The organism is Candidatus Nanosynbacter sp. TM7-053, from assembly GCF_022828375.1.
Classification (GTDB): domain Bacteria; phylum Patescibacteriota; class Saccharimonadia; order Saccharimonadales; family Saccharimonadaceae; genus Nanosynbacter.
Map to the genome: position 1 here is coordinate 346,963 of NZ_JAJQJX010000001.1, position 17,372 is coordinate 364,334.

20 protein-coding genes and 2 tRNA genes are annotated in these 17,372 nt (G+C 41.4%); 2 read left to right on the forward strand and 20 right to left on the reverse strand.

Annotation, left to right across the window (positions count from 1 at the left end):
- The first annotated feature begins 157 nt into the window (after window positions 1-157).
- Window positions 158-643 (forward strand): NrdR family transcriptional regulator, encoded by a 486-nt coding sequence (locus LRM50_RS04070; RefSeq protein ID WP_445083104.1) that lies wholly within the window; start codon window positions 158-160, stop codon window positions 641-643.
- Here LRM50_RS04070 and LRM50_RS01890 read toward each other — a convergent pair.
- The 7 genes from LRM50_RS01890 to LRM50_RS01920 all read right to left on the reverse strand — a co-directional run bounded on the left by LRM50_RS01890 (window position 561) and on the right by LRM50_RS01920 (window position 4,917).
- Window positions 561-2,249 (reverse strand): glycosyltransferase family 2 protein, encoded by a 1,689-nt coding sequence (locus LRM50_RS01890; protein ID WP_243809651.1) that lies wholly within the window; start codon window positions 2,247-2,249, stop codon window positions 561-563. The two genes, LRM50_RS04070 and LRM50_RS01890, sit on opposite strands and share 83 nt — an antisense overlap.
- Before the next feature lie 3 nt (window positions 2,250-2,252).
- Entirely contained in the window at window positions 2,253-2,630 is a 378-nt protein-coding gene (locus tag LRM50_RS01895) for a hypothetical protein (protein WP_232736297.1), read from the reverse strand.
- Window positions 2,631-2,634: 4 nt separating this feature from the next.
- Window positions 2,635-2,710, reverse strand: a tRNA-Thr gene (locus LRM50_RS01900).
- Window positions 2,711-2,762: 52 nt separating this feature from the next.
- Window positions 2,763-3,761, reverse strand: a complete 999-nt coding sequence (locus LRM50_RS01905) for a SurA N-terminal domain-containing protein (protein WP_243809652.1) — start codon at window positions 3,759-3,761, stop codon at window positions 2,763-2,765.
- Window positions 3,739-4,269 (reverse strand): PH domain-containing protein, encoded by a 531-nt coding sequence (locus tag LRM50_RS01910; protein WP_178143150.1) that lies wholly within the window; start codon window positions 4,267-4,269, stop codon window positions 3,739-3,741. Before LRM50_RS01910 ends, LRM50_RS01905 begins: the two co-directional genes overlap by 23 nt.
- 5 nt (window positions 4,270-4,274) lie before the next feature.
- Window positions 4,275-4,351 (reverse strand) — tRNA-Arg (locus LRM50_RS01915).
- Between the two features lie 41 nt (window positions 4,352-4,392).
- Complete coding sequence (locus tag LRM50_RS01920) at window positions 4,393-4,917, reverse strand: nucleoside-diphosphate kinase (RefSeq protein WP_146423680.1); 525 nt, start codon at window positions 4,915-4,917, stop codon at window positions 4,393-4,395.
- Window positions 4,918-5,009: 92 nt separating this feature from the next.
- Between LRM50_RS01920 and xerA the strand changes: the two genes are divergently transcribed.
- Window positions 5,010-5,927 carry a site-specific tyrosine recombinase/integron integrase gene (xerA, locus tag LRM50_RS01925; protein ID WP_243809653.1) on the forward strand — a complete coding sequence of 306 codons (918 nt, stop codon included), beginning with the start codon at window positions 5,010-5,012 and terminating at the stop codon, window positions 5,925-5,927.
- Here xerA and LRM50_RS01930 read toward each other — a convergent pair.
- The 13 genes from LRM50_RS01930 to pilM form a co-directional block, all read right to left on the reverse strand.
- Window positions 5,924-7,072: a hypothetical protein gene (locus LRM50_RS01930; protein WP_243809654.1), complete on the reverse strand. Its 1,149-nt coding sequence runs from the start codon at window positions 7,070-7,072 to the stop codon at window positions 5,924-5,926. The genes xerA and LRM50_RS01930 overlap by 4 nt on opposite strands.
- A complete protein-coding gene (locus tag LRM50_RS01935; RefSeq protein WP_243809655.1) occupies window positions 7,065-7,763 on the reverse strand; it encodes a PilW family protein in 699 nt (232 codons plus the stop codon). The genes LRM50_RS01930 and LRM50_RS01935 overlap by 8 nt, the downstream gene beginning before the upstream one ends.
- Window positions 7,747-8,328, reverse strand: coding sequence for a type II secretion system protein (locus LRM50_RS01940; RefSeq protein WP_243809656.1), 582 nt, complete (start codon window positions 8,326-8,328; stop codon window positions 7,747-7,749). The genes LRM50_RS01935 and LRM50_RS01940 overlap by 17 nt, the downstream gene beginning before the upstream one ends.
- The gene (locus LRM50_RS01945) at window positions 8,321-9,061 is read right to left on the reverse strand and encodes a type II secretion system protein (RefSeq protein WP_243809657.1); all 741 of its coding nucleotides are present in this window, start codon (window positions 9,059-9,061) and stop codon (window positions 8,321-8,323) included. The genes LRM50_RS01940 and LRM50_RS01945 overlap by 8 nt, the downstream gene beginning before the upstream one ends.
- 32 nt (window positions 9,062-9,093) lie before the next feature.
- The gene (locus LRM50_RS01950; protein ID WP_243809658.1) at window positions 9,094-9,975 is read right to left on the reverse strand and encodes a prepilin peptidase; all 882 of its coding nucleotides are present in this window, start codon (window positions 9,973-9,975) and stop codon (window positions 9,094-9,096) included.
- A 72-nt stretch (window positions 9,976-10,047) separates the two neighbouring features.
- Window positions 10,048-10,527 carry a type II secretion system protein gene (locus LRM50_RS01955; RefSeq protein ID WP_243809659.1) on the reverse strand — a complete coding sequence of 160 codons (480 nt, stop codon included), beginning with the start codon at window positions 10,525-10,527 and terminating at the stop codon, window positions 10,048-10,050.
- 81 nt (window positions 10,528-10,608) lie between these two features.
- Entirely contained in the window at window positions 10,609-11,823 is a 1,215-nt protein-coding gene (locus LRM50_RS01960) for a type II secretion system F family protein (protein WP_243809660.1), read from the reverse strand.
- 3 nt (window positions 11,824-11,826) lie between these two features.
- Window positions 11,827-12,897 carry a type IV pilus twitching motility protein PilT gene (locus tag LRM50_RS01965; RefSeq protein WP_129632198.1) on the reverse strand — a complete coding sequence of 357 codons (1,071 nt, stop codon included), beginning with the start codon at window positions 12,895-12,897 and terminating at the stop codon, window positions 11,827-11,829.
- Window positions 12,898-12,908: 11 nt separating this feature from the next.
- Entirely contained in the window at window positions 12,909-14,669 is a 1,761-nt protein-coding gene (locus LRM50_RS01970) for a GspE/PulE family protein (protein WP_243809661.1), read from the reverse strand.
- 13 nt (window positions 14,670-14,682) lie between these two features.
- The gene (locus LRM50_RS01975) at window positions 14,683-14,913 is read right to left on the reverse strand and encodes a hypothetical protein (protein ID WP_129636905.1); all 231 of its coding nucleotides are present in this window, start codon (window positions 14,911-14,913) and stop codon (window positions 14,683-14,685) included.
- Window positions 14,910-15,578, reverse strand: a complete 669-nt coding sequence (locus LRM50_RS01980; protein ID WP_146423671.1) for a hypothetical protein — start codon at window positions 15,576-15,578, stop codon at window positions 14,910-14,912. Before LRM50_RS01980 ends, LRM50_RS01975 begins: the two co-directional genes overlap by 4 nt.
- Window positions 15,578-16,303: a PilN domain-containing protein gene (locus LRM50_RS01985; RefSeq protein ID WP_243809662.1), complete on the reverse strand. Its 726-nt coding sequence runs from the start codon at window positions 16,301-16,303 to the stop codon at window positions 15,578-15,580. Before LRM50_RS01985 ends, LRM50_RS01980 begins: the two co-directional genes overlap by 1 nt.
- Complete coding sequence (gene pilM / locus LRM50_RS01990; protein WP_243809663.1) at window positions 16,300-17,346, reverse strand: type IV pilus assembly protein PilM; 1,047 nt, start codon at window positions 17,344-17,346, stop codon at window positions 16,300-16,302. The genes LRM50_RS01985 and pilM overlap by 4 nt, the downstream gene beginning before the upstream one ends.
- Window positions 17,347-17,372 lie beyond the last annotated feature (26 nt).

The window sequence follows — 17,372 nt, forward strand, 5'->3', positions numbered from 1 at the left end:
ATTCACTACGAATATAACAAGAAGATCAACGAAGAAAGATCTATACTTAATTAAGTTTCCGGATTTATAAAGTAATCGCCTCTAAAATGAGGCGATTTTTATTTTACACAGCACTTTTCCACTGGATTTTTTTATAGTTATATGTCAATATATTGATATGATATGCATAAAATGTTTTCACGGAAAAACCCACGTAACAAATTCTCGTCAAAATAAAAAATACCCAACAACCTGGCGTAGACATATGTGTGACCAATGCGGTTATTCTTTTACAACCTACGAAAAGCCTGTGATTTCCCTCGTTGTCATATCACAAGATGGCGAGAAAAATAATTTTTCTATAGGAAAACTGATACTTAGTATTGCGCAAAGTTTTAATCATAACGAAAAATTAGCAGGCTCATATAGCTATGACTTGGCCAATACTATACAAGATAAATTAATACATCTACAAAACAAACCCGCGATATCATCACAGCACATCGCCGAAATAACCCACTCAATATTACAGAATTTTGACCAAATAGCTGCACTGCAATATGCAGCACAACATAATCTTATTATCTCTCAGAGAAAGAGGCGTCGTGGCCGTCCTTCTTTTTCTTATTCTGAGCACGACTCTGATCATTCATCTCTACAGTAGTCTTCTCCGTTACATCAAACTTATCAAGATATTTACCAAGCAAAAGGTGAGTCTGTGCATTATATGACGCCAAAGAGCTATATACAATAGAAGTAATAGGCATCAAGAACCATTGTAGAACCATCAATGCGTTTCTACTCTTCTTATATCTTTCTGGACGAGGCGGCAACAACTTGAACGATACAAAAATCAATACCAAAATACTTATCATAGCTACTTGTTGTATTAAACTAACAGTATCCGGCAACTGGTGAGCAGCAACACTGCGTGCGGCTTCACTGTTTAGTACAAGAGGAGCCCATCCACCGAAAGCAACAATTAGGGCAATACAAGCTTGAGTTACATGACCATCTAATAATCTCACAAACCTAGCCAGGCTGGGCCAAAATTTTACCGTCCTATTTTTATTAAATATGTTATTACCAACATACGCCACATCTGAGGCTCCATAGCTCCAACGTCGCAACTGAATAAACTGGGCTTTTAATGTTTTTTTATAGCTATTAGCCAATACTGCATCTTGATAAATCGGCACAAAAATTGGCACAACTTCATAATTACCATCAAAATAGAAATAGCTTCTCCAGTACTGGTGACCATCCTCAACAATTGTTCGCGTGCTCCAAAAGTTCATCTCAACGAGAGCGTTCATTGGTTGCGAATGTGACGCAAAGTTACGCAAAGAATATGGGCGCATGGAGCTGATAATATTCCAAAATGAATTCCCTGTTGCCACTACTCGCATTGGCGCAGGAACATCCCATATATTATTAGTAAACAAGCATATAGGCTGAAACGATAAATGCTTTCTGTCTTCATGAGTAATATATTCATATGTCACATAATCAAAGTAATACTTATGCGGCTTATTATCACAGTCCATCGTTGTAACAATAACATCAGAAAAGGCTATTTCTTCCTGTTGTAAATATTGCTCCAGCCACTTGCCTGCATACGTGATATTTCCACCCTTACCAACTACCTCATTTGGCAGATCTTTTGGATGTTTTACAATGTGGAAAGAATGAAAGTACTTACCGTATTTCTTTTTTAGTATTTTAGCTGTTGTATCAATATCAACGCCACCACGTTCTTCGTACGCAAAAACTACGATTAGACGCCTCTTGTCGTATGTAGTATCTAAGACCGACTTAAGAGCGGGCTCAATCACTTCTATACTCTCGTTGTATGCAGGCATAATAAGAGCGTTGTAAATATTACTTGGCTTAGGATAATACCCATCTTCCGCGGCAGACATAAATCTTAGATTGTCTACATGTTGTTGATATAACAACTCCTTAGATTGATTATCTCTCAGCCTAGAATATGCCTCCTTTGGATTTTCCAAATCAGACAGCCGCCCATTCCAGTCGACTTTTGAGGCTTTTTCCATATTATTATGACCATTAACCACTCTATAGCTGATAGCTATTGTTTTTACAAAAGCAATTAGTATTATAGTCAACAAATAAATTGATGCTAAAACGGGACTTACTATAGATAAGACAACCAGAAGAACAATAGCACCATAACTTAGCAACCCAGGAAGCATCTCAAGAAAACGATATTTTTTTGTTCGTTTACCAAGTGGGATTTCAATGTCCATATGTTATCCTATCGATGCAATTTTAATAATAGAATAGGCTAAAATAGCTAAAATAGCTAAAATACCCAACGTCAACCACAAAAGAAATATAGCCAAGCTTCGTTTCTCTAGTGAAATTAACTTGACGCTCAGCGCAGAGTGGCCAAAAACTATCATAAACGCCAAAGCAAAATAACTAAATAAACTAGACCAGTGGCTCCTATAAAAATTCGCATCACCATACGTAGTGTAGCGCGTAATAACCTGAGCCTCGCTATGTTTTATTGATGATCCTAAAAATATAGATACAACAATAGCCACAACAACGTTAACGATCAAAAGAGTTGCCACAGTCCTGTCGCTAAAAACAATTTTTATCGATTTCTTTATAGTATCCTTCATAAAATGGAGCCGTTGACTGGGCTTGAACCAGCGACCTGCTCGTTACGAATGAGCTGCTCTACCAGCTGAGCTACAACGGCAAACTCCTTAGGAAATTATAGCAAAAATGGGAGCTTTTTCAAACTAGGTTGCTTATTTATCGATAGAAATGAAATATTTTACTTTATTGTTATTTTTTAAGTAGTTAAACTGGTTATTAAATTCAGTCAACGGAACTTTTACATAAGAGTAATTTACGGTGTTGCCTTCAATGTTATTAAACATCACAAAATAATATCCGTCACCCGAAAGAGTCTTTATAGGACCCGAGATTTTACCCTTTGTTAATGACATAGCCGCTTTCGTTAGACCTCCGTCAGAATTATCCGTAGAGACGGATAAATCAGATACCGATTGCACTTTGTCACCCATTTCCGTAGCAATATCCTTTAAGGATTTGCCCTCTTGCAGCCTCTTCTTAATGTCAGACGCTAGATTATTAGCTGTTTTATCAATCTTAAAAGACACTTCCTGCTTTAACAAAGTATATTTCATAGCAGTTTTTAGCTCATCCATTGACCAATGAAGGTTGTCTTTCACTACAGACTCATAAGCGGACTGCGATAGCTTACTAGATTCCTGCTGTTTTTTGATAAGATCTTGAACCTTTTTATCATCTACCGTAATATTATTTTCTCTCGCAAGCTTTTTGACATATGCCACCTCCAACGCCTTATCTATGGACTGATTTTGATAGAACTTAACTTTGTCCTTTTGATCTGCTTGCCCCTGAGACTGTAATACTGCCAATGAACTACGATGATACAGAAGATAATCACTATACTCAGCATTTTCTCCGTCAATATTAGCCACGGGAAGAGGTAAAATCTTAGTTATCCTATATGCGATATCACTTGTATCTTTCCAGACATATAACTGCGCCCAGCCAAGAATAACAAAGACAATCAGGATAACGACGCTCACAAACATTGTTATCCACACCAATCGACGTTTGGTGTATTGGATGGGATATTTATGCTTACGACCAGCCGCCAAAACCTTCTCGCGGTGCTGAGCTACTGTATCGTTTGTAATCCTCTTAGGTAGCTCCTTTGGCTGTTTTTTATCTTTACGGTTCAATAGATTCTTCATTGATATCCTCCTTCTTTGTCGAAATTTCCACTGCGTCTTGTAGTTTATTATAGATCTTATCCGGATGTTCTACATTTTTTATAACAAGATCTCCAACAAAAGTTTGAATAACTATTGTACCAAACTTAAACATTTCTCCACTAAACCCTGGAATACTATAACTAATATTCTGAATTTTTGACAATTTCAGCTCAATGACATCTTTGCCAAAAAATCCATGTTGAGTAATCTGACGAATTCTCTGATCGGTAACAATATAGTAAGTATAAAACCACATTAGAAAATGATAGAAAAAGAGCATTAGACCAAAAATAAATCCACCAACAAACACCCATAAAAGATTCAAATTATCTTGCCAAATTAAAAAAGGCAACGAACCAAGCGTCATTGATCCTAGAAGCAGATAAAATCCTTTTCTCATCGCAATTATGTGACGACGAAACACAAACAACAGTTGCTCTCCGTCACGCTGCCCATCAAATTGCTTATCTTTAATTTGTTCTGTCATATATATGGTACCCCGGGCAGGAGTCGAACCTACAACCTTATCCTTAGGACGGATCTGCTCTATCCAGTTGAGCTACCGAGGCATACAACCATTATACCACGGTAGCTCTCAGGAAAGACTAGCTTAGCGAGTAAACTTTTCACTTAATGTGTGATAATTTACCAATTCTTCCGGCTTGAACCAGTGCTCGATCTCACGAACAGCCTCATCTGAATCGCCAGATGCGTGAATCAAATTTGGGACTCCCTTTTGGCACTCATCTGCATAGCCAAAACTAATGTGCGAGTAATCACCGCGAATTGTTCCCATGTCAGCTGACTTAGGCTCTGTTGGACCAACAATTTTCCTAACAACAGCGACAGCCTCAACGCCCTCTAGCACCATTGCTATGACCGGACCATCCATCATCATATCTAATGTTATATTCAAAGTTCCCTCACCTCGACGAGTAGCCAATTTACCGATGTCCTCGTAATGAGCATAGTAATGGTCTCTGGATGGTGATGTCATTTTTACACCAACTATTTTTAGACCAACTCGCTCAAAACGTTGTAAAATTTCCCCAACGATACCTCGTTGAACTGCGTCAGGCTTAAAGACGATCAATGTCCTCTCAACACCACAGTAGTTTTTTTCGCTTTCTGCCATAGATACTCCTCTGCTTATTATTTTCTAATATAGTAGCAGAAATAAATAATTTGATAAACATATTCATTAGCGATAGAATAAATATTATGTTTATGTCAGAAGCCTTAACTGATTTCTTAGAACACCTAGAGGTTGAAGGTGGACGCAGTCAAAAAACCATCATAAATTATCAACTATACCTGGAGAGATTTATCGATTTTGCCGGCGATATAAATGTTGATAAAATTACATCAGAGCTAATACGTCAGTATCGCCTCTGGTTAAACCGTTATAAAAATGACAACACTGGCGAAGAGCTGTCTTTAATTACCCAAAGTTATCATCTTATTGCGCTGCGAGGTCTGCTAACCTACCTTTCTCGTCGTAATATCAAAAGTCTAGCGGCCGACAGAATTATATTACCTAAAGTAGTCCGTAAACAAGTGACGTTTTTACAATATGACGAGATTTTACGCATGATCGATCAAATACCAACCGATACAGAATCTGGACTGAGAGATCGAGCAATCGTTGAGCTGCTATTTTCTAGCGGACTGCGTGTTTCAGAATTGGTCAATTTAAACCGCGATCATATAAACCTAAAGAGGCGCGAATTTATGGTGCGAGGAAAAGGACAAAAGGATCGCCCTGTTTTTATTTCAAAAAGTGCTGCCGAGCACATATCGGCATATCTGGAAGCTAGAACAGATAATTTACCCGCCCTATTTTTAAGCTATAGTAAACGCCACGCAACTCCCAACACCTCAGGAGACTACCGTAGATTAAGCGCGCGTAGTATTCAGAGAATGGTTGGTCAATATGCTAGATTAGCTGGTATCACAAAACATGTAAGCCCACACACTATGCGCCATAGCTTTGCCACCGACCTACTTATGAACGGTGCAGACTTGCGCTCAGTCCAATCAATGCTGGGACATAGCAATATATCAACAACACAGGTATATACGCATGTTACCGACCAGCACCTGAAAGACATTCACGACCGATTCCATAGTGATACAGAAGCTTAGCTTATGGGCTTACATCGACCTGCGGTAGCAGATCCGCCGCCAGATACAGAGAAATCTTTACACAGACTATTCTTTAATTCAACCGCATTATTAGGATATGCGAAATCATCTCCTATTTGCAATCGAGCTTCAACTCTTCTAAATAAATCACTTGCCCGCCCCGTGGAATCGACAATTGGCTGAACTCCATCAAAATTGACAATTGTTCCGTCAGTTTTTTGAAGAGAAATCTTCACACTACCACCTTTATATATAGGCAATAACCTCAAGAATGCGGTTTCGCTACCAGCTGAAATCTCATCAACATCAATCACCGCTTTACACGAATATTCGCCAGAAAACTTGAATGTCTTACTGCAAGAAACCACACTTGTTCCATTATTATGTTCATTCCCGTCAGTTGCGCGTGGATGATCAGAAATCTTACCAGAAACAGCAGTACCATTCTGGCTTGCTACGTCTGACCTTAAAACATTCGGTCGCAAGAAAGAAGTGACACCAGTTGAATCTAACGCCGCTAAATTAAAGGTGGATCCTGGGTTAATAAGCTGTACACGCATCAATTGTGGCGAATTAGCATTCCAGTTGTTTTTCGTCGGCAGATCCCCAGAAGTGGATATTTCAGTGTTAGCGGCGTTGGCGCCATTCAAATTGCTCTCATCATCGCGCCTATACCATTCAATAGATATCTTGTTGAATGAACCAGTTGCGCGCAGTGGCACAATTTGAGATTTTTCCTCAATAGACTTATATATAAAATCTTGAGATTTCATAGTGATTTTTACACAAGTATACGCTTGATCAAATTTTTTACCCGCATCTGTACCAGTTTTAATAATAGTTTCACCAGAAGAGCTACCTCCAACAACACCAGACGCCGCTACCATATTACAATTAATTGGACCATTCAGCACTCCCGCCGCTTGAATATTCCCCGTCTGGGCAGCGCGAACCACACGCTTAGCATCCTCAACCCCAGCCAAAGCCGCGTCATAAGCACTCTGCGACAGATCATTATTCGAGGATTGCCGCTGATCCATAATCATCAACTTGATAAACCCAATAGTAACAATAGTCAGCAACATCGCGCCAAATATGACCGCAAAAAGAGATACAGCACCTGATTGTCGCGCATTTTTACCCATTTGTCCTCACAATCATCTCAAATTTATTTATAGCACAGAACTCAAAATTGCTATCATCTTCAGTCGGAGCTTTACAGGAAGAATCACTTATTTCACTCATCTTGCTCGTCCCCAGCGTAAAAGTCAATTTATACAGCGCCTCCCTTGAATTATCTGAGGCAACCTTTTCTAACGTAACTTCGTGCACGCCAATTGAACCATCACCGCTATTGATAGACCTGAGTAAATTGGATGATTTTGCAAGATCGACGGTTTCCGGATATTTGCCAGAAGCATCTTTTTTACACAATCCACTATCCGCATCAACTACGCGCACCAAATTCACTGGATTGCCATTAACCTTGAACAGACTATTTCCACCCAACAAGCTAGGATCGTCCAAATACTTTGGATTATTCCACACATAAGAATGAGAGCCGAGACAAAGTCGACCAGTTGACCAATTGCTATTATTCGGCACCCTCAATCCCGTACTGTCAATCTTTTCGGCATTCGCCTGAAGAAAATCACGTCGAATAGTGTCTAAAATATCTCGCCCCGCTTGATTAACATCACGAAGCACAATACCTCTGCTATACATTTTTCCCGCTTGAATACCCACCATCGCAATCGACAACAAAAGAACAGAGATAAAACTCATTGCGAGCATCAATTCAATAAGCGTAAATCCTTTTTTATAACCCCGAATCATACAACCTCACAATCGTACCAATAGTCGCCGGCATTTTGCTGCCAACAGGCATCCAGCATGCTTTTATGTACGCATCGTACTTGTTACTATCCCTGCTTCCAGTGGCCGTACTCGGCTTAACCAATCTAACTGATATTCCATACGTTTTTTTAGTATCGCTATCAACCCGTGCGTATGTTTCTGCCGCTTTATAATCTCCAGGATTGTTCAATATACTAATCTTCGAAGCGAGCGAAGGCGTCGCAGCCAATGCAAACTCTTTCGTAGAAAAATCATCAGGACATTTTTCAACACCCAAGTTTCCTTCATTGTCATTAACAACAGAAACGCTCACCGAATTATTGTCTACCAATTTCTTCCAAGTATCATTTTTCATATCATGCGCATATCTTAGCATTTCAGCCTGAGCGTCAACCTGTTGACGAACCAACGTCGTCTCTAAAGAATACTGAGCGATAGCCATCCCGCGGTTCATGGTTTCCAATGCAACAACGGCAACTAGGCTAAAAATAGTCACACCAAGAAGCACTTCAACGAGCGTGTCGCCTCTGTTAAACTTACGCATCAGCACAACCTCCCGTAGCATTACCCATAACTACAGCATCAGCAGAACCCGCATTTGAGCGCAGAAAAATAGATAACCTCTCGCCCGGTAGCCAGCCGTCATCATAAACACAAATTTCCCTCTGTTGACGCTGCTCGCCAGCAGATTGCACAACTCCAGCACTATTTTTATTATTGACGAAATCAGTTAAATTGTCACCGAATCGACTCGTGTCAGTTCTAACATCCAACTGCCCCGTCTCTGGGTGGCGGTACATCAAAATAGAAATATACGCACTATCCTTAGCCTGGTTAGAGAACCTAGTTTTTGCTTGCCAATTCACGATATATTTGTCAGACTCAGCGCCGCGTTTATAAGTCCACACGCTACCCTTATCTGATCTATAGGCATAAACTGGATAAGTTTTGTACAGATTGCCGTCCGTCGAACCCAAAGAACCTTCAGTGGTAATATAGCGACCGACAATCACGCAATCAGATTGACCACGTAAAGTTTCAGCTCGACCATCAGAACCTTCAATTGGACAAGTGCTCTTGGATCGCTCATTCTCAACATTAACCACCTTTGAGTACTCATTTCGCAAAAAACCAGCATAAGACTGCACCGAATCGCGATATTGCTGGCGATTAATTGACATACTTACGCCGACCATCAGCATAGAGGTCAGCAAACCAGAAATAGCCACAAACAAAATCACTTCAATTATAGTAAAACCTTTTTGTTTATTGCCCATCACTTCTCCATTATAGCATAAGCGCTTTTTACTTAGACAATAAGAAAGCCCCACTCTAAAATTTGTCGGCTAAAGAACCAAGCGAGTAAAAACCCTACGATAAGCAATGGACCGAAGCAGATCCGTGAAGTTGCTTGCAACTTTCCTCGCATCATTGATGGCAAGACAAGAAGCGTGCCGATAAGATTCGCAATAAACAACGCCGCAAACGCCAAAAGCCAGTTTCCTAAGAACAAACCCAATCCAAGTCCAAGCTTAACATCACCAAAACCGATCCAAGTTTTATTTTCCCCGTAACGATATTTCGAGAATAAATATAGCACCATATATATTCCGCTCAGAATCGCAATCGACCCAAATAACGTCATCAAGCTTTTTGAAAAATCGCCAGCTAGACATACTTTTATTCCCGCAAAAATAGCGCCAAGAATGATAAACGGAATATTAATTACATCTGGAAGAAGTAGCCATCTGAGGTCATAGACAAATAAAATCGCCAGCAACACCAAACTTGCCAACCACAATACCAGCAACGCGACTTGCCAGATATCCGTCAATGACCCAGGCCAAAAAACCACGGATGCAACGAATAATCCAGCCATCACTAGTTCTAGCAAGATTTCCGTCCAACCGATAAATGCTTTGCAATATCTGCACCGCCCCAATCCAGCGACCCAACTTACCACAGGAATCAAATCGTACCACTTAAGCTCATGACCGCAAGATAAACAGCGAGACCTATCTTTGGAAATTTTTTTTATCAATGGAGATAATTTCTTTAATTCCTTTTGGTTGACTTTTTCTCCAGCTTTTTTATCTTCCATCAATTGACGAGCCCGCAAGCGCCAAATTTGCGCTCCGGCGAAACTGCCTAAAATAGCCCCTAAAAATCCCACTAGTACAAACTTAATCATACTTCTTATGGTAACAAAAAACCATAAAAAAATCAGCCCCATACCGAGGCTGATTCGTAATTTATCTATGGATTATACGTCCTGGCAATACAATTGCTTTTGAGAACCGTTGTTCTCCAGCAGAACTACGACTGCTGCGTTGCGTGAAGATCCGTTTTGCAAAGTTATATTTGCTGGATCGCCAGCAGATGGAGCTGGCGTACTAGAAGGACATTTCTTACCACGCATAACCTTAATTTCATTACCGGCAACCGACATTGAAGCACCAGGTGTAGCAACCTTCAGCTCTGAATTTTTATCATATTGATCAAGCTTTTCTACATACTTGCGTAGAGAGTCTTCACTAAACGTACCACCGTTACGATTGGCTGAATTCCAATTGTTAATAGCTGAGGCAACTACTGAAGCGTCGTTCTTCCTTGACTGGTCACGCTGGCTACGTTTCAAAGCTGGCAATGCGATAAACACCATCGCAAAGATAAGTCCAGCAATAGCCAAGACTAGAACAACCTCGATGATTGTAAATCCTTTTTTATTATCTTTTTTTGTCATTAGATTTCCCACCTTTCTATGGTTTACCTATATTTACGCAAAAATGCTTAAGCTTATAATACACTAAAAATATAAGTCAGTCTAGCGGATATTAATATTACCGACCAAACTATAAATTGGAAGCAAGATAGCCGCCACCATTGTACCTGCAACTATAGCCAAAAAGACCATTAAAACCGGCTCTATCGCCGTCGACAAAGCGCGAATCTCCTCGTCAAGCTCATCTTCGTACACCTGAGCGGTCTTACCCATCATCTCATCAATTTTACCCGACTGCTCACCAATTTTAATCATCTGCGGCACCATTGCTAGGAAATAATCTTCATTAGATAAAGAAGCTGACAAGGCCTTACCGCCCTTCACCTTATCCGATGCGCGAAGTATACTTTCGCTAATAACTACATTATTGACAGCATCAGACGTAATTCGAAGCATATCAAGCATCGGCACACCAGTACTCAGAAGAACTTGACCAGTCCTGGCAAATCGAGCCATGTACATTTTCCTAAACATCCCTTTGAACATTGGGACATTAAGCTTAAAGGTGTCTTTAGTCCTAATTCCCTGTTCAGTTTTCAGATATTGTGCTAGGAAATAACCGCCGATAATCATTGCCAATATAACAAGCCACCAAAGACTACTAAAAAAGTTCGCCACTTTAATCATCGCAAGAGTTACAAATGGCAACCCCTTATTTAAGTCACGATACAACCCCTCAACTTGCGGAACAACTGTAAATAACATAAATCCGATAACTAAGATAATCACTACCAAAACAATTGACGGATACATCATAGCGCCTCTAATCTTACTCATCATAGCAGCCTCTTTTTCCTGCTGAGCAGCTAACCTCTTAAGCGAATCATCCATTGTACCTGACGTCTCGCCGGCCGAGATCAAAGCTACATAAACTTTATTAAAAGCTTCTGGATGCTTTGCGAACGAATCAGACAAGGATTTGCCGCCTTCAACGTCAGAGATAATCTCTTGAACAATTTCCTGCATGCGCTTATTCGTAGTCTGCTCTTGAACCGTTCGAAGACTTTGCGCCAAAGGTAGCCCTGCTCCAATAAGAGTTGCTAACTGACGAGTAAATACAACCCTATCCTTAGTGGTGATTCTACCAGAAAACCTCGCAAAGAAATTTGTTTTATCGTCTTGTAATTCAATTTTTAACGGCACAAAGCCCTGAGCCGTCAAGAGCTTTGCGGCAGCATTTTCACTATCAGCCTGAACAACTGATTTAACGATTTTGTTACTTGCACTATCTCTGGCTTCGTAATCGTATTTTTTCATTTATTACCCCCTCATCAGCCTCTCGAATTCCGTCAAATCAACAGCAAATTCACGAGCACTATCATACGTAATCGTACCGTTCTGTACCAAATTAACCAAAGTTCGATCCATCGTCTGCATTCCCTGATCAGCACCAGTCTGGATCACGGCATCCAATTGGTGAGATTTACCTTCGCGAATAATGTTGCGCACCGCTGGGTTAGCAATCAAAACCTCTGCCGCCACAACTCGTCCACCACCAATAGCTGGGACTAGTCGCTGTGAACAAATTGCCATCAAGATATTACTGAGCTGAGCGCGAATCTGTGGCTGCTGGTGTGGCGGGAACACGTCAATCATACGGTCAATTGATTGTGCTGCGGAGTTCGTGTGCAGTGTCGCAAACACCAAGTGTCCAGTTTCAGCAATTGTAATCGCTGCTGAAATCGTCTCAAGGTCGCGCATCTCACCAATCAACACAACATCCGGGTCTTGGCGAAGACTCGAACGCAAAGCTGCAGAGAACGAATAAGTATCGTAATGAACTTCACGCTGAACTACCACTGATTTTTTCGACTTGTGAGTAAACTCGATAGGGTCTTCAATGGTAATAATATGCTGTGAGCGCTCAGAATTAATTTTATCAACCAGCGCCGCCAAAGTTGTTGACTTACCAGAACCAGTTGGACCAGTAACCAACACCAAACCGCGAGGAAAATCCGCAAACGTATTAACAACTGGTGGCATACCCAGCTCAGACGCCGACTTAATTTCATTTGGAATCAAGCGTAGGGCTGCAGCCAAATTGCCACGCTCATGGAAGGCGTTAACTCGGAATCGTCCCAGTGTACCAAACGCAAACGAAAAGTCGAATTCCTTATCTTTTAGCAAAATCTGCCGCTGATCTTCATCAAGAATCTGAAATACTAATCTCTCAACCGCAGGCTCGTCCAATGGCTGAGTTCCGGCGGCCGGCATAAGCGCACCGTCAATTCGTAGCATTGGCGGCAAACCAACTTGAATATGAAGGTCTGAAGCTCGCTTCTTAACGACTTCTTCCAGCAAAATCTCAATTCGCAATTCTTGATTATTCATGTTTCCTCCTTTTACGCGGTATCCGCCGCTACCCTATTAACTTCTTCTATTGTCGTTATTCCGTTCAACGCCTTCAGATAACCATCTTGACGCATCGTAATCATACCTTGCTGAATTGCCATTCGCTGGATTTCCGCTGAGGTTGCGCGCTTAACAATCAAATTCTGAATCTCTTCAGTAATATCCATGACCTCATACAAACCAGCTCGCCCAGCATAACCGCGAGGAGTTTGCGGCGTATCTTTTCCTTTTGCCAAGGCAAACGACGTCTGTGTCGCTAGTGGCAAACTTTCATATCCCAGATCTTGCGCGTATTGAGCAACCTGCTCCCTTGTTTGTGGCAATAATCCACCAACCGCCTCGCGAATTGCCTGTGTTTCCAATGGTGACGATTGATAAATATCTCGACGGCGCGCCACTCGCCTCACCAAACGCTGACCAATGATTGTGTTAACCGTACTGGCGATAAGAAACGGCTCAATTCCCATATCCAATAAGCGCGGCAGCACGCCAGCAGCGGAATTTGTGTGAAGTGTTGAGAAAACCAAGTGTCCCGTTAAAGCCGCCTGAATAGCCAAATTTGCTGTTTCATTATCGCGAATCTCACCAACCATCACAATATCTGGGTCTTGACGCAAAATTGAGCGCAGCCCAGAAGCAAACGTCAAGCCAACTTCCGCGTTCACCTGAATCTGATTGACTCCATCCATCTTATATTCAACCGGATCTTCAAGCGTCACAATATTCACAGTGTCGTCTTTAATCTCTTTAATCAACGCGTACAAACTCGTTGACTTACCAGAACCAGTTGGACCCGACGTCAAAATCATTCCATTTGGTCGCTTAATTCCCTTACGAATCGTCCTTAACGCGCGCCCAGCATAGCCCATATCTTCCAGATTAAAAGAACTTCCACTCTTATCAAGCAGACGAATAACCACTTGTTCACCCCAGACAACTGGAGAGATAGCAATACGAAGATCAACCTCTTTACCTGCAACGTTAACCGCGAATTGACCATCCTGAGGAATGCGATGCTCGTCAATTTTTAGATTGGAAAGAATCTTAATACGACTAACTAGCGCCGGCTCAATGCTCTTTGGGAGCTGAATAATCTCACGCAAAACACCGTCAACACGACAACGAATCTTCAAAGCCTTCTCTAATGGCTCAATATGCACGTCGGACGCATGACTTTTTACCGCATACTCCAAAATTGTCGATAATGCTCGTGATATCGGCGAATCTTGGACAATCGTTTTAATATTGCCAGCCTCAGACAAAGACTCTTCCTGCGAAGCCTGTGCAGCCACATTAACAGATGACAAGTCAGTCTTATATTGATCCAAGACGTGGCGGACACTCTCTTCCGAAGCCATGAATACTTTTATCGGGCGCTGGATGCGATTCGACAAATAGTCCACCGCCTGAACATTATTCGCGTCGATCATCGCTACTGCTAGTCGGTTCTGAACTTCGGCCAGCGGCACAGCCATAAATCTCTCAGCAACATCGGACGGCAATAGCGATAAAATATCCTGACTAATAACGCTATTCGACAGATTGACATACGGCACGCCCGAAACTTGAGCCACGCCATGAACTAATAGCTCATTGTCAAGCAACCCCTCTTCACTAAGCAAACTAAACAGAGGTTTGCCACTCTCAGAGGCGCGCTTTAAGGCGTCATCAATGACAGACTTCTCAATAAGCCCCTCGTTTACGAGCAGCTCGATCAACTTATCTTGGATGTCGTCCGTCAGTAAAGCCATTTACGCCCCTTCTCTATTTGGCTGCATCTTGACCTACGAATATTTCAACAGTTGGATTTATCGCATTATTATTAAAAATCGCTGGGTTTGGTTTTTCGACGTCAGGTGATATTTCTCGAATAGTCTGTACTTTTGTGCCAGATTCTGGGACTTTTAAGAACGAGATATTAGAGGCGACAATATAGCCGATTGCCACACCCACACCCGCGATCAATATTACCATTGCTATGTCTGTTTTCTTCATGGCTTAACCACCTTATTCTCTAATTGTATTGTTTGTGCTGGCTCGTAATAAGCGACACCTCGAACCACCAAACTCAATCTATCCTCATTTCGCTGGATTTCCACGGTCTTTAGGTCAATGACTCGAATAGACGCCTCTAACTTAGTTAACAATTCTTTCAATTTTTCAGCTGGACCGCTCACTTCCATAGTAAATGATACGGCATTTTCAGATGTTGACTCAGAGCTTTCACTATCAGATCCAGATTGAGCAACGGTCAGATTTTGAATAGTCACACCGGTAGTCGTGTCAATAAATTTATTCTTCAATGAGGCGCCAAGAGCATCAGCATTCGCATTATCTGGCAACGCATCCAGTACCGTCTGAAGAGCATTACTTTCGCTGCTTGATTTTATAGAGTTAAGAGCAGTATTCGTGTCTAAAACTCGGATATTCTTCTTTAATTCATCAACTGATGACAAGTTTTTATCTAGACGAGAAATCGTATTTTGCTTCTCTAAAAGAATCTTCGAATGAAATACAATTTGTTGCACCAAAAATATACTCACAACAAGCGCAATTCCCGCCAAAAATGCCGCAGAAGCCACAAAAATAAACATAGTCTTTTTTGACGAATCAATCTGTTGACGCTTGCGTATTGCAACTTCTTTATTATCGGTCGCCATTATTTCTTCTCCTGTTTTTTCGAGTTACTCTTAAACAAGCTATCCGGAATTCCCTGACGTGAATCTGTCACATCAACCTTACCAGTCGGCGTCAATACGGAAACTGTGCCGTTATTTGCAGGCGCTAGTAATTCTTCCGCATATTCAAACGAGAACGAGAATTGCAACACTTTTTTACCTTCTGAGTTCTCTCCAAAACTAGTATCGCCATCTTTTATCTCCTTAGTCAGACTAACCTCGGAACTTTTATCGCCGTCAGTAGTCTGGACTTTTGTATTCAAGATAGTTTTCTTTAAGGTCTCTAACGCGCTATAACCATTAACCGCACTGCCCTCCAGGGTAATAGTTTTTGACTCAGGATTGACTTTTATATCCGAAAAACTAACATTATTTGGTGCAACCGGATTAACCGCCGTTACAACATCAAAGATCCTTGAATTAATCTTCTTTCCAGAATGTTGCTCATTAATCTTTGTTAATTGATGTTGAATCGTTACAACCTTATTAAGATCTTCGACCGCCATCAATTTATCGCTCCTATCTTTAATAACTCCGTTCTGGACCGCCTCGGCTGCAATCTGGCTACCCAAAATCAACGCTAAAACAACTACTGCCGCAATCGAAGCACCGCCCACCAAAAACGATATTGAAATAACCCGATTGCGCATAGCCCGAGTCTTCAATAGCTCGCGCTTAACGTTTGGGAGAAGATTTATCTCAATCATGATATATTACTCCTTTGTGCCAACCCTACAGCAATAGCGAATTCTGAAGCAATCGGCGCCAATTGCTGTTGATCCGACTGAGAAACTTGAACACGTTGCCACGGATCTGCGGTAATTGACTGGACTCCAGTTTTATTCATCACATATCCATCAAGCTGTGGAATAGCTGAGCCAAATCCTGATAATAGGATTCCAGAAACTGCTACGCTTGGATATCGAGTTTGGAAAAACTTTATAGATTTTACTAGCTCTGAAGAAAAATTATCGAGAGTTGAATCAATTGCCCTTAGTACTTGACCATCTAATTTATCCGGTGCCAAACCAAATTTCAAAATAAATTGACGCGCTTGATCTTCCTGGACACTGAGATTCTGAACCGCCGATCGAACCAAAGATGAAAGCCCGGTCGGAATCATACGAATAAGTCGCGGCGCTCCGTTATAAACAACCGCCAAATCCGTTGAATTTTCGCCCATATTGATAATTAAACGCGCATCCTGAGAATCGGTAGCTGACAAGGAACGAACCATAGCAATAGCGTTCGGTTCTTCGGCAATCACATTGAAGCCCAGATTTTCAACTAATTCCAGACGCTCTTCCGCATAAGACTTCGCTGTACTTGTCAGTAAAATCTCATATTGATTCTGTGCATGCAAGCTTTCACCCAAAAGCACCCAGTCAACTTCCGCCTCATCCAAAGACATTGGAATATATTGATCAACTTGATACTTCATCATCGCCTTTAGTTCTTGTTCAGGAACTTTCGGCACGTCAATAATAGTAGAAAACGTCTTATTTGACGGCAAGCCGACAGCTACATTGGACGTCTTAATCCCAGCTTGACCAACAGCAGTCATAATAGCCTCACCCAAGCGTCGCTTAGACTCTGGAGAATCGCCACTCGTTATCTTAGAATCAACTGGCGTATAACCGTAATGAGACAAACTCCATCCCGTGCCAGTACGAGACAATTGAACCACCCGCACCGCATTCGTATCGATGTCCAGTCCGAAGAATTCGCCCAACCCTTTTGCTAATTTCATAACTAATAATAATTATATACATTAGC